General features: G+C 69.0%; 26 protein-coding genes and 1 pseudogene. 11 read left to right on the top strand and 16 right to left on the bottom strand.

Features of this window, described 5'->3' with window-relative positions; translation table 11 throughout:
* Positions 1 to 64: 64 nt before the first annotated feature.
* The gene (gene serS, locus MUG96_RS16550) at positions 65 to 1447 is read left to right on the top strand and encodes a serine--tRNA ligase (protein WP_246984508.1); all 1383 of its coding nucleotides are present in this window, start codon (positions 65 to 67) and stop codon (positions 1445 to 1447) included.
* A gap of 32 nt (positions 1448 to 1479) precedes the next feature.
* Here serS and MUG96_RS16545 read toward each other — a convergent pair whose 3' ends face one another.
* Both MUG96_RS16545 and MUG96_RS16540 read right to left on the bottom strand, forming a co-directional pair.
* Entirely contained in the window at positions 1480 to 1833 is a 354-nt protein-coding gene (locus MUG96_RS16545) for a nuclear transport factor 2 family protein (RefSeq protein WP_246984507.1), read from the bottom strand.
* Between the two features lie 62 nt (positions 1834 to 1895).
* Positions 1896 to 3488 carry a redoxin domain-containing protein gene (locus MUG96_RS16540; protein ID WP_246984506.1) on the bottom strand — a complete coding sequence of 531 codons (1593 nt, stop codon included), beginning with the start codon at positions 3486 to 3488 and terminating at the stop codon, positions 1896 to 1898.
* A gap of 52 nt (positions 3489 to 3540) precedes the next feature.
* Between MUG96_RS16540 and MUG96_RS16535 the strand changes: the two genes are divergently transcribed.
* Positions 3541 to 4059: a DUF367 family protein gene (locus tag MUG96_RS16535; RefSeq protein ID WP_246984505.1), complete on the top strand. Its 519-nt coding sequence runs from the start codon at positions 3541 to 3543 to the stop codon at positions 4057 to 4059.
* Positions 4060 to 4069: 10 nt separating this feature from the next.
* Here the strand turns inward: MUG96_RS16535 and MUG96_RS16530 are convergent, their stop codons facing one another.
* On the bottom strand, positions 4070 to 5128 hold the full coding sequence (locus tag MUG96_RS16530) for an enolase-like domain-containing protein (RefSeq protein WP_246984504.1): 1059 nt from the start codon (positions 5126 to 5128) through the stop codon (positions 4070 to 4072).
* Positions 5129 to 5271: 143 nt separating this feature from the next.
* On the opposite strand from MUG96_RS16530, the gene MUG96_RS16525 reads away from it, so the two are divergent.
* On the top strand, positions 5272 to 5421 hold the full coding sequence (locus tag MUG96_RS16525) for a 50S ribosomal protein L40e (protein WP_246984503.1): 150 nt from the start codon (positions 5272 to 5274) through the stop codon (positions 5419 to 5421).
* Here MUG96_RS16525 and MUG96_RS16520 read toward each other — a convergent pair.
* The 3 genes from MUG96_RS16520 to MUG96_RS16510 form a co-directional block, all read right to left on the bottom strand.
* Positions 5418 to 5969 (bottom strand): hypothetical protein, encoded by a 552-nt coding sequence (locus MUG96_RS16520; RefSeq protein WP_246984502.1) that lies wholly within the window; start codon positions 5967 to 5969, stop codon positions 5418 to 5420. The two genes, MUG96_RS16525 and MUG96_RS16520, sit on opposite strands and share 4 nt — an antisense overlap.
* A gap of 88 nt (positions 5970 to 6057) precedes the next feature.
* A complete protein-coding gene (locus MUG96_RS16515; RefSeq protein WP_246984501.1) occupies positions 6058 to 6636 on the bottom strand; it encodes a hypothetical protein in 579 nt (192 codons plus the stop codon).
* A 137-nt stretch (positions 6637 to 6773) separates the two neighbouring features.
* A complete protein-coding gene (locus MUG96_RS16510; protein ID WP_246984499.1) occupies positions 6774 to 7385 on the bottom strand; it encodes an MBL fold metallo-hydrolase in 612 nt (203 codons plus the stop codon).
* Positions 7386 to 7460: 75 nt separating this feature from the next.
* Between MUG96_RS16510 and MUG96_RS16505 the strand changes: the two genes are divergently transcribed.
* From MUG96_RS16505 to hisH, 4 genes are all read left to right on the top strand, one after another.
* Complete coding sequence (locus tag MUG96_RS16505; protein WP_246984497.1) at positions 7461 to 7652, top strand: DUF5786 family protein; 192 nt, start codon at positions 7461 to 7463, stop codon at positions 7650 to 7652.
* Entirely contained in the window at positions 7649 to 8206 is a 558-nt protein-coding gene (locus MUG96_RS16500; RefSeq protein WP_246984495.1) for an endonuclease dU, read from the top strand. Before MUG96_RS16505 ends, MUG96_RS16500 begins: the two co-directional genes overlap by 4 nt.
* A gap of 62 nt (positions 8207 to 8268) precedes the next feature.
* Positions 8269 to 8856: a uracil-DNA glycosylase gene (locus MUG96_RS16495; RefSeq protein WP_246984493.1), complete on the top strand. Its 588-nt coding sequence runs from the start codon at positions 8269 to 8271 to the stop codon at positions 8854 to 8856.
* A 43-nt stretch (positions 8857 to 8899) separates the two neighbouring features.
* Positions 8900 to 9541, top strand: coding sequence for an imidazole glycerol phosphate synthase subunit HisH (gene hisH, locus MUG96_RS16490; RefSeq protein WP_246984491.1), 642 nt, complete (start codon positions 8900 to 8902; stop codon positions 9539 to 9541).
* 342 nt (positions 9542 to 9883) lie between these two features.
* On the opposite strand, the gene pan2 is transcribed toward hisH, so the two are convergent.
* Positions 9884 to 11104: a proteasome-activating nucleotidase Pan2 gene (gene pan2, locus MUG96_RS16485; RefSeq protein WP_246984489.1), complete on the bottom strand. Its 1221-nt coding sequence runs from the start codon at positions 11102 to 11104 to the stop codon at positions 9884 to 9886.
* Between the two features lie 105 nt (positions 11105 to 11209).
* On the bottom strand, positions 11210 to 13000 hold the full coding sequence (pepF, locus tag MUG96_RS16480) for an oligoendopeptidase F (RefSeq protein ID WP_246984487.1): 1791 nt from the start codon (positions 12998 to 13000) through the stop codon (positions 11210 to 11212).
* 287 nt (positions 13001 to 13287) lie between these two features.
* Between pepF and MUG96_RS16475 the strand changes: the two genes are divergently transcribed.
* Positions 13288 to 13518 carry a DUF7860 family protein gene (locus tag MUG96_RS16475; protein WP_246984486.1) on the top strand — a complete coding sequence of 77 codons (231 nt, stop codon included), beginning with the start codon at positions 13288 to 13290 and terminating at the stop codon, positions 13516 to 13518.
* Positions 13519 to 13601: 83 nt separating this feature from the next.
* Positions 13602 to 14939 carry a M28 family metallopeptidase gene (locus tag MUG96_RS16470; protein WP_246984485.1) on the top strand — a complete coding sequence of 446 codons (1338 nt, stop codon included), beginning with the start codon at positions 13602 to 13604 and terminating at the stop codon, positions 14937 to 14939.
* A 20-nt stretch (positions 14940 to 14959) separates the two neighbouring features.
* Here MUG96_RS16470 and MUG96_RS16465 read toward each other — a convergent pair whose 3' ends face one another.
* The 6 genes from MUG96_RS16465 to MUG96_RS16440 all read right to left on the bottom strand — a co-directional run bounded on the left by MUG96_RS16465 (position 14960) and on the right by MUG96_RS16440 (position 18943).
* The gene (locus tag MUG96_RS16465; RefSeq protein WP_246984484.1) at positions 14960 to 15283 is read right to left on the bottom strand and encodes a hypothetical protein; all 324 of its coding nucleotides are present in this window, start codon (positions 15281 to 15283) and stop codon (positions 14960 to 14962) included.
* Between the two features lie 47 nt (positions 15284 to 15330).
* Entirely contained in the window at positions 15331 to 16164 is an 834-nt protein-coding gene (gene truA, locus MUG96_RS16460) for a tRNA pseudouridine(38-40) synthase TruA (protein ID WP_246984483.1), read from the bottom strand.
* Entirely contained in the window at positions 16164 to 16574 is a 411-nt protein-coding gene (locus MUG96_RS16455; protein WP_246984482.1) for a hypothetical protein, read from the bottom strand. The genes truA and MUG96_RS16455 overlap by 1 nt, the downstream gene beginning before the upstream one ends.
* The gene (gene hisS, locus MUG96_RS16450; RefSeq protein WP_246984481.1) at positions 16574 to 17878 is read right to left on the bottom strand and encodes a histidine--tRNA ligase; all 1305 of its coding nucleotides are present in this window, start codon (positions 17876 to 17878) and stop codon (positions 16574 to 16576) included. Before hisS ends, MUG96_RS16455 begins: the two co-directional genes overlap by 1 nt.
* Positions 17879 to 17989: 111 nt before the next feature.
* Complete coding sequence (locus MUG96_RS16445) at positions 17990 to 18589, bottom strand: DUF7411 family protein (protein WP_246984480.1); 600 nt, start codon at positions 18587 to 18589, stop codon at positions 17990 to 17992.
* Positions 18590 to 18943 carry a DNA-binding protein gene (locus MUG96_RS16440; protein WP_246984478.1) on the bottom strand — a complete coding sequence of 118 codons (354 nt, stop codon included), beginning with the start codon at positions 18941 to 18943 and terminating at the stop codon, positions 18590 to 18592.
* A gap of 230 nt (positions 18944 to 19173) precedes the next feature.
* Here MUG96_RS16440 and MUG96_RS16435 point away from each other — a divergent pair, with 230 nt between their 5' ends.
* Positions 19174 to 19581, top strand: coding sequence for a sterol desaturase (locus MUG96_RS16435; RefSeq protein ID WP_246984477.1), 408 nt, complete (start codon positions 19174 to 19176; stop codon positions 19579 to 19581).
* Positions 19582 to 19639: 58 nt separating this feature from the next.
* Positions 19640 to 20308, top strand: a pseudogene (locus MUG96_RS16430) (RNA-guided endonuclease InsQ/TnpB family protein); the annotation flags it as partial.
* A 13-nt stretch (positions 20309 to 20321) separates the two neighbouring features.
* On the opposite strand, the gene MUG96_RS16425 reads toward MUG96_RS16430, so the two are convergent.
* Entirely contained in the window at positions 20322 to 20783 is a 462-nt protein-coding gene (locus tag MUG96_RS16425; RefSeq protein ID WP_246984475.1) for a 30S ribosomal protein S19e, read from the bottom strand.
* A 74-nt stretch (positions 20784 to 20857) separates the two neighbouring features.
* A complete protein-coding gene (locus MUG96_RS16420; protein ID WP_246984473.1) occupies positions 20858 to 21901 on the bottom strand; it encodes a lysylphosphatidylglycerol synthase transmembrane domain-containing protein in 1044 nt (347 codons plus the stop codon).
* Between the last annotated feature and the right edge of the window lie 72 nt (positions 21902 to 21973).

Below are 21973 nucleotides of genomic sequence, written 5' to 3'. Positions count from 1 at the left end.
GGTCGCCCGCGCGTTCGCGACAGAGCGACACGGTTTTGCCACGGCACCGGGAACGTTGGCGCAAATGATCAGCAGGCAGTTCCTCCGCGAGAACCCCGACGCCGTCCGGGACGCCGTCGCGAAGAAGGGCGTCGAGGGCGTCGACGTCGACGAAATCCTCGCCATCGACGAGGAGTGGCGCGACCTGAAGGCCGAGGGCGACGACCTCCGCCACGAGCGCAACGAAGTATCCTCGAAGATCGGCGACCTCAAACGCGAGGGCAACGAGGAGGAGGCCCAGGACGCCATCGAGCGCTCCCAGGAACTGAAGGAGCGACTGGCGGAGATCGAGCAGCGGGCCGACGAACTCGAAGCCGAACTGGAGGACGCACTGCTCGAACTCCCACAGATTCCCCACGAGGACGCGCCCGTCGGCGACGACGAGAGCGACAACGTCGAGGCCTACCGCGAGGGCTTCTCCGACCTCCGGGACCTCCCCGCCGAGGTGACGCCCCACTACGACCTCGGCGAGGAACTGGGAATCCTGAACTTCGAGCGCGGTTCGAAGGTCGCCGGCGGCGGCTTCTACTTCCTGCAGGGCGACGGCGCCCGCCTCGAACACGCGCTCATCCAGTTCATGCTCGACCTCCACCGCGAGCAGGGCTACACCGACGTCTTCCCGCCCATCCCGGTCAACAGCGAGTCGATGGAGGGAACCGGCCAGTTCCCGAAGTTCGTCGAGGACGCCTACCGCATCGGCGGCGCCAACGAGGAGCCTTACGACGACGAGGACCTCTGGCTGCTCCCCACGGCGGAGGTGCCGGTCACCAACATGTACCGCGACGAGATCCTGCTCGACGACGACCTCCCCATCAAACATCAGGCCTACACGCCGAACTTCCGGCGCGAAGCGGGAGAACACGGCACGGAGACCCGCGGCATCGTCCGCGTCCACCAGTTCAACAAGGTCGAACTCGTCAACTTCGTCCGCCCCGAGGAGAGCTACGACCGCCTGGACGAGCTCCTCTCCGAGGCCGAGTCGGTCCTGCAGGAACTAGGGCTTCCCTACCGCGTCCTGGAGATGTGCACCGGCGACATGGGCTTCACGCAGGCCAAGAAGTACGACATCGAGGTGTGGGCACCCGGTGACGACATGGAGGACGGCCCCGAGGAAGGGGGCCGCTGGCTGGAGGTCTCCTCGGTATCGAACTTCGAGGACTTCCAGGCCCGGCGGGCCGGCCTCCGCTACCGCCCGGAACGGCACGAATCGGCGAAGTATCTCCACACGCTGAACGGGTCCGGCCTCGCCGTCCCGCGCGTGATGGTCGCCATCATGGAGTACTACCAGAACGAGGACGGCACCGTCACCGTCCCCGACCCGCTCCGGGAGTACATGGGCGGCACCGAGGTCATCGAGGGCCACGACCCCGTCGGCGAGAGCGCCGTCGGCGCCGGCGAGAAGGAGTGAGCGGCGTTCGGCGCGCCGCCCTCGGTCGCCCCTCAGTGGGTGTAGGTCCGCAGTTTCTCGATCTCGTCGCCGTCGAACGTGAACACGTCCACGAAGGAGACGAGTCTACTCCCGTCCGGTTTCAGCAGCCGCCCCTGAGCGGCGACCTCGGCGGTCCCGGCGGTCGCGTCGTCCGGGTCCCGCTCGTAGACTGCGTCGAGGGGGTGGGTCGTGTCCTTCAGCGGCCGCTCCTCGCGCATGAACTGGACGAACCGCTCGCGGCCGTCGAGTGTCATGTCCGAGCGCTCGTGGACGAACCCGGGCGCGAGGATGTCGGCGAGCAGGTCGTAGTCGTCCTCGTCGAGCGCGCGGTAGTAGTCCCGAACCGTCGCGACGTGGTCGGTCATATCCGTCGTTGGTGGGCCGGGGTAGAGAAAGCGGTGGTCCCGTCGACTCGCCCCGCGAGCGGTCACCCGCTCTCCGTCGGGTCGTTCAGATCGAGTTCGATCTCCTCGTCGTCATCGTCATCGCCGTCGTCGCCAGCAGGCCCGTCGTCACCGGCGTCGCCGCCCGGTGCGTCCTCCTCGGGTTCGACTATCGGGCCGTCGACCCGGCCGGTGTCTCCCTCCGACGTGGTCGGTTCGTTCGATCGGCCGGCCGGCGGGTCCGACGCCCCTTCGCCGTCCGTCGACGGGCCGCCATCCGACTCCTGTCCTGCGGGACGGTCGGCTCCCGACTCGTCGACAGCGGGGCGGCCCTCGGACTGCTCAGTGCCCGGTCCATCGGCTGTGTCCGTCGGTTCGGTGGCGTGGCCCGTCTCCGGGACGCTCCCGTCGTCGACGGCCGGCTCGTCGCTCCCCTGCGCGTCGCCCCTCGGCTCGTCCTCCGCGTTCGGGTCCTCGATTTCGACATCCTCGACGACGGCGTCGATGTCCTCGTCGCTGCTCTCTCCGGAGTCACCGGCCGGGGGGCCGTCCGTGCCGGCGGCCTCGTCGCTCTCGATGACCTCGTCGCTCTCCTCCTCGACTTCCACGCCCCGGAGCGCGGCGTCGATGTCGTCGTCGCTGCCCTCCCGTTCGCCCCCGCCGGGGCTGCTGTCGTCCTCGTCCTCGGCGGGGTCCGTGGGGGCTTCGAGGTCCGCGCCGTCGTCGCCCTCGGCAGTGGCTTCGGCGGCCGCCTCGGCGTCGGTGATCCTGTCGAGGTCGAAGTCGTCGGGGTCGGGCGGTTCGCCGATGTCGCGGGCGGTCTCCAGCGGCGCTTCGGCGTCTTCGCGGTACTCGGCGGCCGTCTCGCCGTCGCCGCTGGCGTAGGCGCTAGCCGAGTCCGAGAGCCACTCGGCGGCCTGCCAGAGCGACGTGGCCTTCTCCTGGGCGCGCTCGAACCCCTCCGCCAGCGGTTCGGACTCGGCGAATCGCACGGAGGACTGGAACTGGTCTGCGGCCTCCTGGAACTCCTCCATCGCGCGCTCGAAGTCGCCCTGGGCGATGAGCCAGTCGCGGTCCTCGTAGCTGTTCATGGCGCTCGTGAAGGCACGCCGCCCCTCGATGTAGTGGGCGTGGCCGACGCGGTAGCGCCCGACGGCGGTCGAGTCGCCGCCGATGGCGGAGACGGCCTCCCGGACCGCGTCCACGTCGGGGTGGGCCTCCAGGTCGTCGGTCTCCCAGGTGTACTGGACGACGCCGCGCTGGTCGATGACGTACACTGCTCGCCGGGCCAGGAGCCCGTCGTCGGTCTCGTAGCGTACGTCGTAGTCGTCGATTACCTCCCCGTGGGAGTCCGACAGGAGCGGGATCGACAGCGAGTACTGCTCGGCGTAGGCGCGATGGCTGTAGACGCTGTCCGGGGCGATCCCGAAGATATCCACGTCCCGCTGCATCGTGAAGAGGTCCAGTTCGGTCAGGTCGCAGTCGTCGTCTTTCGCGGCAGGGTTGAAGTCCGCGGGGTAAAACGCGAGGACGATGATCGATTCGCCGACGTAGTCACTGAGGTCGACTTGCCTGATCGCCCCGTCGACGACACCCGGCAGTGTGAACGTCGGCGCCTCCGTCCCTTCCGCGAGCACACTCGTGTTTTCCCGGAAGGACACTTAAACCCTGACCGCGTTTTGCTACACGATGGGCGAATACGGCCTTCACGTCCGGTACGAGGGCGACGACGACCCCGACAAGTGCAGTGCCCGCAAGCTCGCGCGGTTCGACCTCGCGGAACTGCACAACTCCACGCTCGCGACGCCGCCCGGGATCGTCCTCAACCCGTTCGCCGAGCAGGCGCTCTCCCCCGCCGACGGCCAGGGGTCCGGCGCCCGCCACGACCGACTCGTCGCGTTGGATTGCTCCTGGGAGACCGCCGAGCGCGAGGCGTTCGACCTGGAGGGGATTCACCGCTCGCTCCCCTTCCTCGTCGCCGGCAACCCCGTCAACTACGGGACGGCCTTCGAACTGAACACCGTCGAGGCCTTCGCCGCCGCGCTCTGTATCCTCGGCGAGCGCGAGCACGCCGAGCGCATCCTCTCGAAGTTCACCTGGGGCCACACCTTCCTCGAACTCAACGAGGAGCCGCTACGGCGGTACGCCGAGTGTGCCGATTCGACCGAAGTGCTGGCCGTGCAGGACGACTACCTCGTCGAGGAGTGAGGGGAAACCCTCAGGAGAGCGACGGCGACTCCCACCCCAGTCCGGCGGTCTCCGCGGGCGGTTCGAGCGGGCTCGCGGGGAGTCCCTCGGGGAGGGCGGGGTCGTTGTAGCCGCCCGGGGCCACGTCGTTGGGGCCGTCGGGGTAGAAGAGCGAGGCGAGCGCCTGGACGTGCTGGCGGCCGACGCCGAGTTCGAACTGGCCGCCGCCGTACAGCGTGATGTCCCGCTCCAGACAGTACTCGACGGTGTCCAGTACCGACTCGACGCTGCCGAACCGCGAGGGTTTGACGTTCAGCCAGTCGGGCTCGAAGGGGAGGGAATCGAGGCTGTCGATACCCCTGATCGGGAGGTCCCAGGAGACTCGTCCCTCGTGGCCGTCGAGGACGGCCTCGGTTTCGTCGGTCAGCGCCGGGTCCTCCAGGACGGCGTCGGGGAACCCCTCGACGACGCGGCGGTAGAGGTCGGGGTCGGCGGGCTGGTCCACGTCGGTTCCCTCGTACTGGCCCTTGAGGTCGAGAATGCGGACCTGGCCGGTGTCGGCGAGGCGCTCGATCAGGTCGTCGGTCCACTCGGGCGTCGGGTCGAGTTTGAGTTCGAGGTCGTCGTGGACGGCGAGCAACTCCTCGATCCGGTCGGCGGTCGGCGGGTCGCCGAGGCGGGTGCTGACGACGAAGCGGACGGGGTCGTACGAGCGGTCGAGCGCGCTCGCGAGGTCGGTGTCGGCCTGCCGGAGCGCCAGGTCGAGGGCGGCGCTCTCGACGCCCCAGCGCCGGTAGTGATAGAAGTCCTCCCGCTCGGGCGCCGTCGGGAAGAGCTCGTCCTCGTCGACGGTCTCGGCGAACTCCGCGAAGGTGTAGGACCCGGTCAGGTCCGGCAGGCCGGCGTCCTGGAGGTCGTGGTGCAGGTCGGTCTCGTAGGTCACGTCCTCGCCGCGGCCGGTCTCGCCGGCGCCGTGGAGTGCGACCGTCGTCGTCGCCCGGGTGAAGTCGCTGGTGGTCTCCCGTTCGCGGAGCGTGAGGTCCGCGCCCTCGATCTCGACGGGGAGTTCGGCGATCCGGTCGAAGAACATGTGACCCGATTGGACCGGTGGGGACAAAACCGTCGGGGGAACGACACCTGCCCCGACCGCTGGCGTTCGGTTCGGGCGCGGTCGGCTCCCGCCGACACGCACGACTCGGAAATCTTAAACTCCCCGAGGCGAAAAGCGGCGGTATGGCTTCGTTCGAGGCAGCGGAAGACCGGATTCTCGATAAGATGATCTGTATGCGGTGTAACGCGCGCAACCCTAACCGGGCAGAGCGCTGCCGGAAGTGCGGGTACGCGAAACTCCGGCCGAAGAACAAGGAACGAAACGCGGGCTAGCTCGATAGCTTCGTGATCGCGTCCCGGGCCGCGTCGCCCACCTCGGGACCGTGGTGTCGCCGGAGCTTCAGCAGGAGCGGCCGTGCTTCACTGACTCCGGCCGTACCGACCGCCCGGCAGAGCGCTGCCGCCTTCCGTTCGTCCAGTCGCACCTCGTGGCCCGGTTGTTCGTCCGCTCGGAGTTCACGCTCCAGTGACTCGACAAGCGCGTCGTCGTGTGCGGCCACGGCCTCCGGGTCGATCTCGGCGACCCGCTGGACCGCGACCCCGAGTTCGCCACGGTGGTCGGCGCCGACACCGTCGATGGTCGCCGCGCCGGCCAGGAGGGCAGGTACCTGTTCGGCCAGCCTGTCCGGTCGCTCGCGCGCGACCGCTTCGATCCCCTTCGCAGCCGTGCGGGCGACGCTGTCCGTCTCTGCCTCCCGGAACAGTTCGACGAGCCGTGCGGCGTCGACGGCATCGGGGTCGGAGAGCGCCTCGCCGCGGAGACGGTCGGCCGCCTCCTGCGGTGTCTCGCTCGACCCGGGGAGCCAGTCGCGGAATCCCATCGTCGTAGCGTAACGAGGGCGTGCCGCTTCATAATTCGTGTGGCGGTAGCAACCGCGGCCCGGGGACTTCCGGAATGGTCGCTCGGAGCTACGGGGGTGTCGTGCCGAAGCGGTCGTCCGCGTCGCTCGTGTCCGCGAGCGCCCGCTCGGCCGCGTCGGCGACGGCGGGATGGTCGTGGACGCGCAGTTCTTCGAGCGTCTCCCGCGCGGCCGCCGTGTCGGCGGCCGACAGCACCGCACAGAGGGCATCGACGGTCCGCTCGTCGATCGTGACGCCGACGGTCACCGCGCCGGTCGCCGCGACCTCCTCCCGCAGCGACTCGTCGACGGCGGGGACGTACTGTGTGACGCTGTCCGGGTGTGCCGTGACGACGTTTCGCAACGCCGCCGCCGCCGTCCCGCGGTGATCCGGGATCGGCCCCTTGACGCTCGTGGCGACGACCAGGTCCGGGACGACCGGCCGCAGGCGCTCCGGGTAGTCCTCGGCGACGGCCGCGAGCCCCTGGATCGCCAGCCGGCCGGCGTGTGCGCTCGGGTCGTCGTCGAGGATGCCGACGAGCGCCCGTACGTCGGCCCGCTTCGGGTTCGACACCGCTTCCGCACGCTTCTCGGCGGCGTGTGTCAACTCCCTCTCACGGCCCTGAAACAGCCAGTTACGCAATCCCATGCATTCCCCCACCTCCCAAATTGGTGTCCGACGTGACAATAAGGGTATTTGTTACCGCGTGCCACATTCCGGGTTGTATTATCAGCGACTGTGGCAGAAAAATTCGCCCGGGCCAGGTCTCGTCCCCGCGCCGTCGCCTATCCGTCGGGGTATTTCGGCTGGCGTTTCTCGGCGCGCTGGAGGGCTCGTTCGACCACGTCACGCACGTCGCCGTGGAAGACGCCGCCGTGGCCGGCGTACATGTGTTCGATGCCTTCCGGCATCCGGGAAAGCAGGTCCTCGATGCTCTCGATGAGCCGTTCGCGGGACTGGCCGGCCATGTCGGTGCGGCCGAAGGAGCCGTAGTCGAACGCGCCGTCGTCGTGGACGACCACGTCGCCGGAGAACAGCGAGTCCGGGCCGACGAAGGAGACGTGGTCGTCGGCGTGGCCGGGCGTGTAGACGACCTCACACCGCTCGTCGCCGACGAGTAGTTCGTCGCCGTCTTCGAGTTCGTGGGTCCGCCGGGCGTGGTCGGCGTAGGCGTACAGCTCGGCGTCGAAGGCGTCGAGGACGGCGTCGAGCTGTGCGACGTGGTCGCCGTGCTGGTGGGTGAGGTAGACGGCGTCGAGCGCGTCCGTGTGGTCCGCGACGACCGCTTCCACCCCGGCCATCGCCCCGGCGTCGACCAGCACCGTCCGCTCGCCGACGGCGAGGTAGGCGTTGCAGGTGAACGACTCCGCCTCCGCGGTGACGTTGTGGACGTCCATGTGCCAACGCTCGGGGGCCGAGTCCATGAGCGTGGCGGCGAGACACTTTTGCCCTTGCAACGGTAATAAACATACATGGGGTTCGGGAGCTACGACGAGTCAGAACAGGAAAACCAGGAGTACGACACCGACTTCGAGGACGAAGACGGTGTGAACACAGCGGAAAACACACACGACGGAGACATCGAGTACGAGTTCAGCGCCTCGAACGACGAACTTCTCGACAAGCTCAAAGACATCAAAGAGGAAGAACCGGATAACACGTGAAGTCCGGGGTTCGTGCCCTCGGGATCGCCGAATCCTTCCGCCACGAGACGAGCACGCTCGCCGGTGTCGTCGTCCGCGCGAGCCGTGTCGTCGACGGCTTCGTTTTCTCTTCTTGTACGGTCGGCGGCACTGACAGCACCGACGCCGTCGTCGACCTGTACGACCGACTCGACCGTGAGGACGTCCGTTACGTTCTGATCGCGGGCATCGCGCCCGCGTGGTTCAACGTCCTCGATCTCCACCGCATCCACGAGGCCGTCGACCGCCCCGCCCTCTCGGTCACCTTCGAGGGCAGCGACGGGCTCGAGGCTCCGCTCCAGGAGGCGTTCGACGGTGCGGCGCTGGAGCGGCGGCTCGATACGTATCGGGCACAGCCCGAGCGACGGGCGGTGACGGTCAACGGCGAGACGGTCTACGTTCGGAGCGTCGGGATCGACGACGGCGAGGCCGCCGACGCGGTCCGCGCGTTCACGCCGGAGGGCGGCCGCCCGGAACCGCTCCGGGTCGCTCGCCTCGCTGCGCGGGCGGCCGAGGCGTTCCGGGCTGACGACTGACCCCCCACGCGTCGCTGTCCGCGGACGGCGGATTCTTGTGCCATCCACGCGGAACCGTCGGCATGGACCACATGGACGGCCTGACCGTCGAGGGCTGTGAGCGATGCCCCGACCTCGTCGCGTCCCGGAGTCGAATCGTCGACGGCGTCGGCCCCGCGGACGCCGACCTCGTGTTCGTCGGCGAGGCACCGGGTGCGAACGAGGACGCGGAGGGCGAACCGTTCGTCGGCCGGAGCGGCGACGTGCTGGACGACGCGCTCCGGGACGCCGGCCTCGCCCGCGACGACGTCCGCATCACCAACTGCGTCCGCTGTCGCCCGCCGGACAACCGCGACCCGACGAGCGAGGAATTGGAAAACTGCCGCGGCTATCTCGAAGCGGAGATCGACCTGCTCGACCCCGAACTGATCGTCACGCTCGGGAAGGTCCCCGGCGAGCACCTGCTCGGCCGGGACGTGGCCGTCACGAGCGAGGCCGGCGACATCGTCGAGGCCGAGATCGGTGGCGAGTCCCGGCGCGTCATGCTCTGTGCGCACCCGGCGGCGACGCTGTACGACCCGAGCCAGCGCGACCCCTTCGCCGAGACCATCCGGGCGGCCGCCGAGTACGCCGCCGACGAGGGCGGCCAGTCACGACTCGGCGAGTTCTGAGCGGAAGGAAACCCACTTGGTCCCCGGCGGCGTCCGTTCGCGTATGAGCACCCAACGGGCGGCCGAGGTGGTCGTCGTCGACTACGGCCTCGGGAACCTCCGGAGCGTCACCCGCGGGCTGGAGCGGGCCGGCGCGGACGTCGAGTTGATCGACGACCCCGGCGCTATCGACACCGCCGACGGCGTCGTCCTCCCCGGCGTCGGCGCGTTCAGCGAGGGGATGGAGAACGCCGGTCCCTTCCGCGACGCGCTCGTCGACGCCGCCGGCGAGGGTCGCCCACTCTTCGGTATCTGTCTCGGGATGCAGATGCTCCTCACGAGCAGCGAGGAGTCCGACCACGCCGGGCAGGGCGAAGCCGAGGGCCTCGACCTGATCCCCGGGACGAACCTCCGGTTCCACGAGGGCCAGAAGGTGCCCCACATGGGCTGGAACGAACTCGACGTCCAGCGCGACCACCCGCTCGTCGAGGGCGTGAACGGAGAGTACGCCTACTTCGTCCACTCCTACTACGCCGATCCCGACGACGAGGACGCCGTCGTCACGACCACGGACTACGGCCTCGATTTCCCGAGCATCGTCGCGAACGAGGCCGGGAACGTCTTCGGCACGCAGTTCCACCCGGAGAAGTCCGGAGAGACCGGACTGCAAATCCTCCGGAACTTCGTGGACATCTGCGTGGAGTAAGAAGACGAGCATCCAGCGCGCGGAGCCACCGATAGACGCTCCGCGTCTATCGAGCCGTCACTCACTGCTTCGTGACGACGCCGGTTCTGCAGAACAAGCATCCGCCGAGGGTCGGGAGGCCCGAGGCGGTTCACCGTCAGAGCAAGCTCTGACGGGCCCACGTCCGTTCCCGGCGGTCACTCACGTGGATACCGAGCGCGAACGGAGTGAGCGCTCGGCCTTTTTCGCCACCGGAAGACTCGCTTCGCTCGTCTTCCGAGCCCTCGTTCACTCCGCTCACGAGGACCACGTTTTTGCCGCGAGTGGTGCGCCGCAGGCGCACCCGAGGAGGAAAAAGGTGGGTTAGTAGAAGGCGATCGGTCCGGTGTCCGTCCCGTCCTCTTCGGTCACCTTCTCGAGTGCGTTCTCGAAGTCCGCGGTGGTGACATCCGTGCGCTGGTCCCGGATGGCGAACATCCCGGCCTCGGTGGCGAGGCTGGCGAGTTCGGCGCCGCTGAAGTCGTCGGTCTGGGCGGCGATCTCGGCGAGGTCGAGGTCGTCGGCGAGGCTCATGTCCCGGGTGTGGATTTCGAGGATGCGCTCCCGGCCCTCGGCGTTGGGCTTGGGGACCTCGATGAGGCGGTCGAACCGCCCCGGACGCAGAATCGCGCGGTCGAGCATGTCGAAGCGATTGGTGGCGGCGATGATGCGGATTTCGCCACGCTCCTCGAAGCCGTCCATCTCGGAGAGGAGTTGCATCATCGTCCGCTGGACCTCGGCGTCGCCGGAGGTCTTGGATTCGGTGCGCTTGGCGGCGATGGCGTCGATCTCGTCGATGAAGATGATGGCCGGTTCGCGCTCCGACGCGAGCTCGAAGAGGTCCCGGACCAGTCGCGAGCCCTCGCCGATGAACTTCCGGACGAGTTCGGAGCCGGCCATCTTGATGAAGGTGGCGTCGGTGTGGTTGGCGACGGCCTTCGCGAGCATCGTCTTCCCGGTGCCGGGCGGGCCGTGGAGCAGGACGCCGCTGGGCGGGTCGATGCCGACCTCGCGGAACTGCTCGGCGTTGACCAGGGGCTCCTCGACGGCCTCGCGGACCTCGCGGATCTGGTCCTCGAGCCCGCCGATGTCGTCGTAGGTCACCTCGGGACTGGCGTCGACCTCCATGGCCTGTGCGCGCGCGTCGGTCTCGGCCTCCAGCATCTCCTGGATGCTGAAGGAGTCGTTGATGGCGACGCGGTCGCCGGCTTCGAGGTCCTCGGCCAGCTGTGGCGAGACCTCCGTGAGGACCTCCTGGTTGTTGCCGTGCTGTTTGACGATGACGCCCTCGTCGGTGACCTCCTCTGCGGTCGCGATGTACAGCGAGGAGGTCTTGAGCGTCTCGTTTTCCCGCTCCAGCCGGTCGACCTCGTCGCGGAGGTCGCCCCGCCGGTCCTCGGCGGCGTCGAGTTGTTCTGCTAGCTCTTCGTTCACCTGCACCAAATTCAGGAAGTGCTCCCGTAGCGCGGCCAGCCGCTCGTCCGGAGACATGTCCGGATCGAGGTCCAAGCGCGGCCGGTCCGGGAGCGACGGACTCCGGGACATCTGACTGCCGTATGTTACAGCCCCTCGTAAAAGGGCCTTTGGGTCGCGGCCAGCCTGCGAACGCCGGCCGGAACCGCCCGACAGCGAGGTGTCGCGGCCGGATCCCTACAGCAGGTCGGCGAACTCGCCGAGATAGTCGTCGTACGTCGACAGGGCCGCCTCGACGGGCTCCGGCGAGGCCATGTCCACGCCCGCACCGCGCAGGAGTTCCAGCGGGTACTCCCGGGACCCCTTCCGCAGGAAGTCGATGTACCGCTCGGCGGCGGGCTCTCCCTCCTCGAGGATGCCGTCGACCAGCGCCACGGCCGCGGAGATGCCCGTCGCGTACTGGAAGACGTAGAACGCCCGGTAGAAGTGCGGGATGCGCATCCACTCGCGCGCGATGCTGTCGTCGGTCTCCGCGGGATCGTAGTAGTCCGACTTGAGTTCGAGGTAGAGCTCGTCCAGTCGGTCGGGCGTCAGCGCCTCGCCGGCCTCCGAGAGTTCGTGCGCGCGGTGCTCGAACTCAGCGAACATGGTCTGGCGGTACAGCGTCGACCGGAACCGTTCGAGGTACTCGTTGAGGACGTGCCGACGGAGTTTCTCGTCGGCGACGGTGTCGAGCAGGTGGTGGGTCAACAGCGTCTCGTTGACCGTCGAGGCCACCTCGGCGACGAAGATCTCGTAGCTGCTGTAGACGTATGGCTGTTCATCGCTGGTCAGCTCCGAGTGCATCGAGTGGCCGAGTTCGTGGGCGAGCGTGTACATCGACTCCACGTCGTCCTGGTAGTTCATCAGGATGAACGGCTGTGAGTCGTAGGTGCCGCCGCTGTACGCGCCGGATTGCTTCCCCGCGGTCTCGTAGACGTCGACCCACCGCGACTCGAGGCCCTCGGCGAGCCGCGACTGGTAGTCCTCGCCCAGCGGCGCGACCGCCTCGGTGACGTACTCACAGGCCTCCTCGTAGGTCACTTCGGGGCTCTCCCCCTCGGTCATCGGGACGTAGAGGTCCCACATCTGCAGTTCGTCAGCCCCGATCGACTGCCGTTTCAGGTCCGCGTGGCGGTGCAGTTTGCCGAGGTTGTCCCGGACGGTGTCGACGAGATTGTCGTAGACCGCGGGCGGGATGTTGGGGTCGTCGAGCGCGGCCTCGCGGGCGGTGTCGTAGTTGCGCGCCCGCGCCAGCTTGCTGTCGGTCTTGACGCTGTTCTTGTAGGCCGCGCCGACGGCGTTGCGGACCGTCTCCCACTCGTCGTAGAACTGCTCGTAGACATCCTGCCGGAACGCGCGGTCGGGGTGTTTCTGGAGCGTCGTGAAGTTGTTGAGCGTGATGCGTTTCTGCTCGCCATCCGGCGTCTCGACCGCGGGGAACTCCATGTCGGCGTTGGCGAGCATGTTGTACACTTCGCCGGGCGCGCCGGTGACCTCGCCGAGTTCGGCCAGGAGGTTCTCGACCTCCGCCGAGCGGGTGTGGTCTTTCATCCGCAACACGTCGTCGAAGTAGTGGTCGTAGACCTCGAGGTCGGGCTCGGCCGCGATCATCTCGTCCAGTTCGTCGCGGTCCAGTTCCTGCAGCTCGGGCGTGATGAACGACGACGCGCTCCGGGCGTCGGAGGCCAGCGACTGCGCCCGGGCGTTCAGCGCCTGGTAGTGGCCGTCCGTGGTGTCCTCGTCGCGGCGCATCCGGGCGTACGAGGAGACGTTCGACACCTCCCGCATGACCTCCTCGCGGAGTTCCAGCACCGAGAGCAGGGTCTCGGCGTCCTCGGTGACTCGCCCCTCGTATGCTTCCAGGTCGTCCAGTTTCGCCTCGACGTCCTCGTAGGCGGCCTCCCACGCCTCGTCGTCGGCATAGAGACTCTCCAGCGCCCACTTGTACTCCTCGTCGATGTCGCTGCGCTCGGGAACCGAACTCATGGACCGGCGTAAGGGTGGGTCCGAAGTAAGGCTTCCCACCCACGACGTCCCCGTGAGCTGGATGTCTCCGTGAGCGAGTACTAACGGCCGAGAACGACACACAGGGGACGTGCAGCGACGGCGGTACCTGGCAGGACTGCCGACGCTGACCACCGTCTCGGCCGTAGCCGTCCCGTCGGTGAGACCGACGACTCTGTGACGCGGAGACGACGGAGACGCTCGCGCCCGCCGCCAGCCGTCCCTGGCAGAGAGAAATTCTTATGAGGCTCTTCGACGGACCACCGCTTATGGCCGGTCGATACGGCGATCTGGACTATCCGACACTCACGAAACGGAGCGTACTACTCGGGGTCGCGCTGTTCCTGGTCGGCGCACTCGGCGAAGCAGTGATCGCTCTCATGGGATTGCAGGTCCCCGGCTGGGAAGAGACCCTCCTGTTCGACCTCGAAGTGCTCGGTATCGTCGTCGCGTTCCTCTCGGTGGTCGTGTTCGGTGTCGCGCTCCCGCTCACCGAGTAGTCTCGACTGCCGCCGCGACGAGTCCGTCGGCCGACGAGCCCGCCGAGCAGAAGCACCTTGATCACGACGACCGTACAGCCGGTATGGACCTCGACCGGGCGCTGGGGCGTGCCTGGCGCGACGACGCCCCCTGGCGACTGCTGACGCGGCTGACCGAACTCGACTCCCGGCTGGCCGGCCACCCCGGCGAGCGCCGCGCCGCCGAGATCGTCGCCGAGGCATTCGAGACGGCAGGGCTGCGCGAGGTGACAGAACGGACCGTCCCCGTCCGGCGGTGGACCCGCGGCCACACCGACCTCGCCGTGTCGATGCCGAACCGAGACGTCGACCGGGATTTCGGGGCCGCCGCGCTCCCGTACTCGCCGGGCTGCGACCTCCGGGCGGACCTCGTCGACGCCGGCCACGGAACGCCCGCGGAACTCGACGACGTGGCCGCCGACGGTGCCGTCGTCCTCGCGCGGACCGGGACACCGCCCGACTTCGACCGCTTCTACCATCGCATCGAGAAGGTCGGCCACGCCGCCGCGGCGGGGGCCGCGGGGTTCGTCTTCGTCAACCACGTCCCCGGCCAGCTCCCCCCGACCGGCGCGCTGGCGTTCGACAGCGAGGCGCCGATCCCCGGCGTCGGCGTCAGCAAGGAGACCGGCGCGTGGCTCCGGGAGTACGCCGGCGAGGCGACGGTCTCGCTTGACGTCGACGCCGGCACCGACGAGGGGCGGACCCGGAACGTCGTCGGCCACCTCGGTCCGGACACGGACGAGGAGGTCCTCCTGCTCGCCCACCTCGACGCTCACGACATCGCGGAGGGGGCACTGGACAACGGCTGTGGCGTCGCGGTCCTGCTCGGGGTCGTGCGCACGCTCTCGACGCTCGAATCCACCCTCGACACGCGCGTCCGGGTCGCGGCCACCGGCGGCGAGGAACTCGGTCTCGTCGGGAGCGAGGCACTGGCCGCCGCGGCCGACCACGACCGGGTCCGGGCGGTCGTCAACGTCGACGGTGCCGGCCGGCACCGTCGCCTGCAGGCACTGACGCACGGCTCGGACGCGCTCGCCGAGGTCGCCCGGGGGGCCTGTGAGTCGGTCGACCACCCGCTCGCCGTCGACGACCAGCCCCACCCCTGGAGCGACCACTGGCACTTCCTCCGACGAGGGGTGCCCGCCGCCCAGTTCCACAGCGAACGCCCCGACGCGACGGGCCACTGGGAACGGGGCTGGACACACACCCGCGCGGACACCCGCGACAAGGCCGACCCGCGGACGATCAGGACCCACGCGATGCTCGTCGCGCTCGTCGTTCGCGACCTGGCGACCGGCGCGGACATCCCTCGCGTCGATCCCGACGACATCCGCGACGCGCTGGTCGACAGCGGCGCGAAACCGGGGATGGCGGCTGCGGGCATCTGGCCCGAGGCGTGGTGACCGGCGCGCCCGCGGTTCCCTCAAGCGCTCCCGACGACCTCGCCCGACTCGATGCTCGCGAAGTTTATCACGACGAACGCGACGAGCAGGACCGCCGCGACCAGCGCGAACGCCAGCGAGAGTCGGCTCCGGGTGCCTGCCGACAGCCCCGCCCGTCCGCCCACCCGGTCGCTGGCGACCGCACCGGCCACCACGAGCGCGAGGCCGATACCCGCGATCCAGAGCCCGCCGAGCGCCGACGTCGGGACCAGCAGCATCCCGAGCCCGACCACCCCGCCACCGACGATCATCGCCACACTGCTCACGATTCCCCACTGACCGTCGGACGCGGAGACGTCCTTCATACGTCCCCTGCAACGGAGACCAGGGTAACCCTTCTGTAGACCCCCTGTCAGAAGCCGTCGGCGACGTCGCCCGTGACCCGCGCCCGCGTCCGGTGTTCCACGCGCCGCTTTTCGAACACGGCCCGCGCACTCGCCGCGGCGTCCGCGTCGACCGTGAACGACAGGGCTGGATAGGTCACGTCGACGAGCAGGAGCGGCTCGGGTGGCGCTGGCCCGACTCCCTCGGGGCCGGGGAGCTGTTCGGGCGCGAGCACCCGCTCGACGGCCCCGGGCTCGCGCTCGCCACGCCCGACCTCGGCCACGAGCGTTACCAGCCGACGAACCATCTGGCGCGCGAACCCGTCCGCCGTGAACTCACAGACGAGGAAGTCGCCGTCCCGCGCGACCGACGCCGAGAGGTCCCGGACCGTTCCCGTCTGGTCGGGCGTCAGGTTGTGGAAGTCGTGTTCTCCCCGAAGGCGGTCCAGCGCCGCGCGCACGCGCTCGCCGTCGACGCCGGGGCCGTCCGGCTCCCCGCCGACCACCCCCGTTTCCGGTGCGTGGAGGTGATAGCGGTAGGTCCGGCTCGCGGCGTCGTGGGTGGCGTGGAAGCCCGCTGGCGTGTCAGTACTGGCCCAGGCACGGACGTCCGCCGGGAGCTCGCCGTTGAATGCTGCCGGCGTCAGCCAGTCCGGTGTCTCGAACGCGACGGTCTGTGCGAGCGCGGAGACGCCCGCGTCCGTCCGACCCGCCGCGGCGTAGCCCGTGGGCGTCCCGCCGTCGGTCAGGACGCCGAGGTCACGGAGCGCGCCGAGGAGCGCGTCCTCGACGGTCGGCACGTCCGGCTGGCGCTGGAATCCGTGGTAGCTCGTGCCGTCGTAGGCCACGCGGAACGCCCGCATCAGGGCTCCTCCCGGTCGCCCTCGTCGTCGAACTCGGCGGGGTCGACCCCGTCCTCGACGGCCTCGCGGGCCTCGGCGACGGCGTCGGCGTCCAGCCGTTCCTCGACGCGGGCCGCGAACTCCGCCTCCGTGAGGTCGCCGCGCTCGCGTCGCTCGCGCAGTTCGGCTACGTCCGCCGCGGCCTCGGTCGCTTCCGCACGAGAGGCCCGTGCGTCCTCGCTCCAGGCCGGGCCGCTCCGGCGCCGGCGGCGGAGGGCGTACCGACCCAGCACCACCCCTACCAGTAGGACGAACCCAACGACGGCGATCAGCTCAGTCGGCCCCGCATCGAAGAACTCCGAGACTGCGACGACGAGCAGGAGGAGAACACCGAGAATGACGGGCGCGGAGCGGAGCCGACGGGGCGCCATCAGACGAAGTCGTCGTACGTCGGGCGGTCGCGGTCGCCCGGGAAGTCCGCGACCGGGACCTGCGTCTGGTCGCCGCTTTCCATGTCCTTCAGCGTCACGTTGTCGTCTTTGAGGTCCTGCTCGCCGACGATGACGACCGTCTCGGCGCCGACCCCGTCGGCGTAGTCCAGTTGCGCGCCGAAACTCCGCCCGGACACGTCCGTCTCGACGACGTGGCCCCGCTCGCGGAGGGCTCGCGTGATGCGGGCGGCCACGTCCCGGGTGTCGCCGACCTGCAGGACGTAGTAGTCCGTCGTGAACGCCTCGTCGGGCCAGACGCCGGCGCGCTGACAGAGCAGCGACAGCGGCGCGAGGCCGGGCGCGACCCCCACGGCCGGCGTCGGCTGGCCGCCGAAGCTCTCGATGAGGTCGTCGTAACGGCCCCCGCCGAACACCGAGCGGCCGACCTCGCCGGTCGCGTCGAAACACTCGAAGACGACGCCGGTGTAGTAGTCCAGCCCGCGGGCCGTCTCCAGCGAGAGGGTGCAGTACTCCCGCGCGCCGAAGTCCGCCGCGGCGTCCAGCACCGCCTGCAGGTTCGTGACTGCGTCCTCGACGCGCTCGGTCCCGGCGAACTCGATCAGTTCGTCGAGGTCGCCCTCGTCGACCGCGAGCAGGTCGTCGAACTCCGCGGCCTGGTCGTAGCTCAGCCCCGCGTCGTAGAGCAGGTCGTGGTACTCCGTCCGCTCGATCTTCTCCGATTTGTCGACCGCGCGGATCGCTTCGACGGTGTCCACGTCCGCGTCGAACGCTTCCAGCAGGCCGCCGAGGATGTCCCGGTGGGAGACCCGGAACTCGAAGTCGTCGCCGGTCAGTCCGAGCCCCGTGAGCGCGTCGGCGGCGAAAGCGAGCACCTCGGCGTCGGCTTCGGGTTCCGCCGAGCCGAAGATGTCCACGTTCGTCTGGTAGAACTCCCGGAACCGGCCCTGCTGGGGTTCCTCGTAGCGCCAGAACGGGCGCGTCGAGAACCACTTGATCGGCTTCGAGAGCGCCTGCTGTTTGGCGACGACCATCCGCGCGACAGTCGGCGTCAGCTCCGGGGTCAGCGCCACGTCGCGGCCGCCCTGGTCCTCGAAGGAGTAGAGTTCCTCGACGATTCCCTCGCCGCTCTTGTCGACGTACATCTCCGTCCGCTCCATCGCGGGCGTCCCGACCTCCCGGAAGCCGTACTGCCGCGCCGTCGCCTCCAGTTCGTCGATGATGGCCCGGCGCGGCCCCATCTCGTCGGGGTAGAAGTCGCGAAAGCCCTTCAGCCGGTCGTACATGCCCCGGGGTTCACACAGCGCGCGCTTGAAACTGTCCTTCCCGGGCGCCCGGCCCGCCGGCCACGCCGCCCGTGCCCGGCCCCGATCCGGTACCGCGACGACCCCGCCCGCTCACTCCCCGTCCCGCAGCCCGACCACCCGCGTCTGGTCGTGGTCGGGAAACACCTCGTGCACCCGTTCGTCGCCGTACTCCTCGCGGATCAGCGCCCGGAGTTCCGCCTCGTAGTCGCCTTTCGGTAGCTGTTCGCTCGGGCCGACCTCCACCTCCAACTGCTCGGCGACGAGGGCATCGACGGCTCCGCGCCCGAACCCCGACAGCGGCGCGAGGTAGTCCACGCCGTAGCGGTCCTCCAGGCTCTGGGCCTTCGCCCGCGAGACCGTCGGCACGCGGTCGTCGCGCCGGGTCCCGTCCGCGATGGCGTCGAACCCCTGCCCGGCGAGCCGTTCCAGCGCGTGGTCGTGGACCCGCTGGATGCCGTTCCGGGGGTAGCCGTCCGCAACCATCCGTTCGACGGCTTCGTGGGCCACCGCCTCGTCCAGCTCCAGCCGCTCGAAGGGGTAGCCGAGCGCCGCCGCCGCCTCGGCCGCGTGGTCGGCGTCGTCGGTGATCCCGAACGTCCCACAGACGAGCGTCACGTCGTAAAACGAGTCGAGCACCAGGGCGGCGAGCGCGGAGTCTTTCCCGCCGCTGAACGACAGCCCGACGTCCATCTAGCGCCGCTCGATGTCGAAGCTCTTCGAGTCCGGCTTGAGCTCCGACAACAACTCTTTCATCTTCTCCTCGTCGATCTGTCCCTGGATCCGGCCGCTCTGTGCCAGCGCCACGACCTGCTGTTCCACCTTCTCGCCGAACTCCGGCTTCGACATCTTCACCGTGTTCAGGCGCTTGCGCGCCCCGTCGGTCAGGTGCTGGCGGAGCAGGGCCTTCTTCTGGGCCTCGGCCTGCTGGCGCTGGGCCTCCATCTCCTCGCCACCGCCGCCGCCCTGCTGCTGCTGTTCCCGCAGCTTCTCCATCTTTTCCTGGCGCAGTCGTTCGAGTTCCTCGTCGTCAGGCTCGCCACTCATAGCTATCCCCACTTTGGTGGGTGCGCCCAAAAACCCTAACGCTCCGAACCCCACCTTTTTGCTCGTCGGGTCGCGGCGGAGCCGCGACCGCTCCTCGCAAAAACGTGGGTGAAAAAGGCCGGACGCTCCCTGCGGTCGCGTCCGGTACAACCGCTTGCCGCCACCGCACCGCCTCCGCCACCGCCCCGCCACCACCGAAGTATTTGTTTCCGGCGGTTGCACGGCCGGATATGGTCCACAGAGCCCTCCCCTGGCTCGCGACGGTCGCCGTCACCGCACTCGTCGGCGGCGGCTCGTACTGGCTGCTCGGCTTCCCGTCGCTCGCGCTGTTCACCGGCCTCCTCTGGGGCGCCAGCGCCGGCGTCCTCGTCCGTATCTACCAGCGGTACCCCGACCGCGCCACGGGCACGGCCTGGCGCGACAAGCGCTGGACGGGCCTCGGGATCGGTCTCGTCAACGGTGCCGGCCTGCTGGGCGTCAGCCCGTTTCTCCCAATCCCGAACGACCTCCGGCTCGGCCTCGGTCTGCTCGTAATCGGGACCGGTCTCCTCGGCTACCAGACGGCGTCGATGGCCGAAATGGAGCGAGCACCGCCACTGAGTCGGGCGGAAAATACTGCGGCTGAGAGCGTGGAGTGAGACGGGAGAAGAACCGCTCTACAGGCGGTTCAAGGCGAGTGCCACGGGGCTCGACCCCAGCGACGATACGGCGGTGGATATGCTCGACCTGTCCGACGAGTACGACCGCTACGGGCGCGAACAGCGGAAACTCGACCGCAAACAGCACGGCTCGAACAACTGGGAGAGACAACGGCAGAAGGTCGCCACGGCAAAGCGGCAAATCAAACGGAAAGTGCTGGACTATCAGCACAAACTTACGACGTGGCTGGTTCGAGAGTACGATTTGGTGACCGTCGGGGATTTGGACGTAAAGCCGATGCTGGAAACCAGCCAGAACGCCAAGAACAAGCAGGACGCCGCATGGTCACGGTTTCTGGACCTCTTGGAGTACAAAGCCGACCTGCATGGTACCCACGTCGTTCGAGTCGAACCAGCAGGAACGACCAAAGAGTGTTCGGAGTGCGGTGTGGAAACGTCAAAACCACTCTGGACCCGAGAACACTCTTGTCCAGCGTGCGGTCACACCGAGGACAGGGACCCGAACGCGGCGAAGAACATCCTTTCTCGCGGTCGCTCACAGATAGGGGCGGGGCGCTCCGAATCAACGTCCCCAGAAATCAAAGATTTCTGGTGTGCGAACGAATCGCAGAGCGATTCGTCAACGCCCGTGCAGACTGCGCTCCCTACGGGAACCCTCTCAGTTCCTGCAAAGCGCGTCGTAGAAGCAGAAAGCCCCGAGGCTTGAGCTCGGGGTGGGTTCACGCGTACCGTTCGAGTTCGGGGCGGTCGAGGTCCTCGAGGACCGCCTCCGCGGTGTCGTCGAGCAGCGCGCGGCCGTCGCCGGTGACCTTCCGGCCCTCGCCCTGTGCCGTGTGAATGAGGTTCGCCTCTTCGAGCTGCTGGAGGACCGTCCGGATGATCTTCCCGGAGGCGCCGGTCTTCTGGGGCGGTCGGGTCCGGTAGCGCGTGGAGCCTTTCTTGGAGTCGCCGTAGGCCGATTCGAGCGAGCCGACGCCGACCGGCCCGTCGATGGCGACCTTCCGGAGGATCGACGCGGCACGGCGCTGCCAGAAGTCCTCCTGTTCGGGGGGCAGTTCCCGGCCCACGCCGGTTTTCGTGAACTGTGCCCAGTCCGGTTCGTCCACTGCGTCCTCCTCGGCGAGTTCTTCCGCGACCGCCTCGATGAGGTCCTCAGCGGGTACGTCGTAGAGCGTCGTCATTGCAACTCGATTCCGCCCGCCGTCATAAAAGCGCATCGTTAGCGGCTCGGCGCGGGACGGCGACACACGCCCGGTCAGTCGTCGCCACTCCGTCGCTTCCGGCCGTGTCGCGCCCCGAGCGCGGCCGCCGTCCCGCCCCCGAGGACGGTCGGGAACCAGTAGGTCGCGCCGCGGTGGATGACGACGGCCGCACTCGCGACGGCCGGGGCGATCCCCGTCGTCGAGATCAGCAGGACGACGAACGCGGCCTCGATGCCGCCGAGTCCGCCCGGGAGCGGCGTGATTCCGGCGATGGAGCCGGCGGGGATGACGATCAGGGCGGCCGCGAACGGGATCGAGGCGCCGAGCGCGGTCGCCGAGAGCCACAGCGAGGTCACGAGCGCGAGCCAGCCGCCCAGGGAGAACCCGACGGCGATCACGATGGTCGACCGGCTGTTGGCGACCCGGTCGATGGCGGCGAAAAAGCTCTCGATCCGACGCTCGATGGCCGCGGCCGACGGCGGCTCGCGGCCGGGGACCAGCCGCGCGATGCCGCTGATGATCGGCGTGAGGGCCCGGACGACGGCCGCTTCGAGTTCGTATCGGTAGCGCCAGCCGATGTAGACCGCGACCGGAATCGCCAGCGCCAGCGCCCCGACCGCGGCCGCGGCGATGAGGACGTTGCGTCCGAAGGTCACCGTTCGGACCGCGAAGATGCTCAGCCCGACCACTGCGAGGCCGACCGAGGGGACGAAATGAAGCGCGTCGACGCTCGCGATGGCCGCCAGCCCCGTCTCGTACTCGCTGTCGGTGGCCCGCGAGATCAGAAGTGCCGAGAGGGGTTCGCCACCGGCCTGCCCGAACGGCGTGACGTTGTTCGAGAAGACGGCCGCCGAGAACACGAGGACGGCCTTCGGCGCCGAGATCGACACGCCGAGCGCCCCGAGAACGGTGTGCAACGCCATCCCCCAGCAGCTGAGCCAGAACAGCGCCACCGCGGCGACCAGGGCGACGGTTGGGGGATCGGCACTCGTCAGTGCGTCGACCACCTCGCCGACGCCGACGAACCAGAACAGCACGAGGAGGACGACGAGCGCGCCCGCGAACCCGAGGATCGTCGCCGTCCGGTCACCGTCCATGCCCGCTCCGTCGGCCGTGGGGCGCTTGAACCCACCGGACCAGTTCCGCCCCCACGGACCCCGTCGCCTCCG

Source organism: Halorientalis marina, from assembly GCF_023028345.1.
GTDB lineage: Archaea > Halobacteriota > Halobacteria > Halobacteriales > Haloarculaceae > Halorientalis > Halorientalis marina.
This window is presented reverse-complemented; position numbering and strand designations above follow the sequence as displayed.

Bases quoted from the DNA above. Each gene is read 5' to 3' on its own strand.
- hisS (WP_246984481.1), bottom strand. From the start codon at position 17,878: ATGTACGACCGGCTGAAGGGCTTTCGCGACTTCTACCCCGACGAGATG.
- MUG96_RS16470 (WP_246984485.1), top strand. From the start codon at position 13,602: ATGGACCTCGACCGGGCGCTGGGGCGTGCCTGGCGCGACGACGCCCCC.
- MUG96_RS16535 (WP_246984505.1), top strand. From the start codon at position 3,541: ATGGGCGAATACGGCCTTCACGTCCGGTACGAGGGCGACGACGACCCC.
- MUG96_RS16495 (WP_246984493.1), top strand. From the start codon at position 8,269: ATGGACCACATGGACGGCCTGACCGTCGAGGGCTGTGAGCGATGCCCC.
- pepF (WP_246984487.1), bottom strand. From the start codon at position 13,000: ATGAGTTCGGTTCCCGAGCGCAGCGACATCGACGAGGAGTACAAGTGG.
- MUG96_RS16505 (WP_246984497.1), top strand. From the start codon at position 7,461: ATGGGGTTCGGGAGCTACGACGAGTCAGAACAGGAAAACCAGGAGTAC.
- MUG96_RS16510 (WP_246984499.1), bottom strand. From the start codon at position 7,385: ATGGACGTCCACAACGTCACCGCGGAGGCGGAGTCGTTCACCTGCAAC.
- MUG96_RS16435 (WP_246984477.1), top strand. From the start codon at position 19,174: ATGGTCCACAGAGCCCTCCCCTGGCTCGCGACGGTCGCCGTCACCGCA.
- MUG96_RS16475 (WP_246984486.1), top strand. From the start codon at position 13,288: ATGGCCGGTCGATACGGCGATCTGGACTATCCGACACTCACGAAACGG.
- MUG96_RS16520 (WP_246984502.1), bottom strand. From the start codon at position 5,969: ATGGGATTCCGCGACTGGCTCCCCGGGTCGAGCGAGACACCGCAGGAG.
- MUG96_RS16445 (WP_246984480.1), bottom strand. From the start codon at position 18,589: ATGGACGTCGGGCTGTCGTTCAGCGGCGGGAAAGACTCCGCGCTCGCC.
- MUG96_RS16455 (WP_246984482.1), bottom strand. From the start codon at position 16,574: ATGGCGCCCCGTCGGCTCCGCTCCGCGCCCGTCATTCTCGGTGTTCTC.
- MUG96_RS16465 (WP_246984484.1), bottom strand. From the start codon at position 15,283: ATGAAGGACGTCTCCGCGTCCGACGGTCAGTGGGGAATCGTGAGCAGT.
- MUG96_RS16530 (WP_246984504.1), bottom strand. From the start codon at position 5,128: ATGTTCTTCGACCGGATCGCCGAACTCCCCGTCGAGATCGAGGGCGCG.
- MUG96_RS16420 (WP_246984473.1), bottom strand. From the start codon at position 21,901: ATGGACGGTGACCGGACGGCGACGATCCTCGGGTTCGCGGGCGCGCTC.
- hisH (WP_246984491.1), top strand. From the start codon at position 8,900: ATGAGCACCCAACGGGCGGCCGAGGTGGTCGTCGTCGACTACGGCCTC.
- MUG96_RS16425 (WP_246984475.1), bottom strand. From the start codon at position 20,783: ATGACGACGCTCTACGACGTACCCGCTGAGGACCTCATCGAGGCGGTC.
- truA (WP_246984483.1), bottom strand. From the start codon at position 16,164: ATGCGGGCGTTCCGCGTGGCCTACGACGGCACGAGCTACCACGGATTC.
- MUG96_RS16545 (WP_246984507.1), bottom strand. From the start codon at position 1,833: ATGACCGACCACGTCGCGACGGTTCGGGACTACTACCGCGCGCTCGAC.
- MUG96_RS16440 (WP_246984478.1), bottom strand. From the start codon at position 18,943: ATGAGTGGCGAGCCTGACGACGAGGAACTCGAACGACTGCGCCAGGAA.
- MUG96_RS16515 (WP_246984501.1), bottom strand. From the start codon at position 6,636: ATGGGATTGCGTAACTGGCTGTTTCAGGGCCGTGAGAGGGAGTTGACA.
- MUG96_RS16525 (WP_246984503.1), top strand. From the start codon at position 5,272: ATGGCTTCGTTCGAGGCAGCGGAAGACCGGATTCTCGATAAGATGATC.
- pan2 (WP_246984489.1), bottom strand. From the start codon at position 11,104: ATGTCCCGGAGTCCGTCGCTCCCGGACCGGCCGCGCTTGGACCTCGAT.
- serS (WP_246984508.1), top strand. From the start codon at position 65: ATGATCAGCAGGCAGTTCCTCCGCGAGAACCCCGACGCCGTCCGGGAC.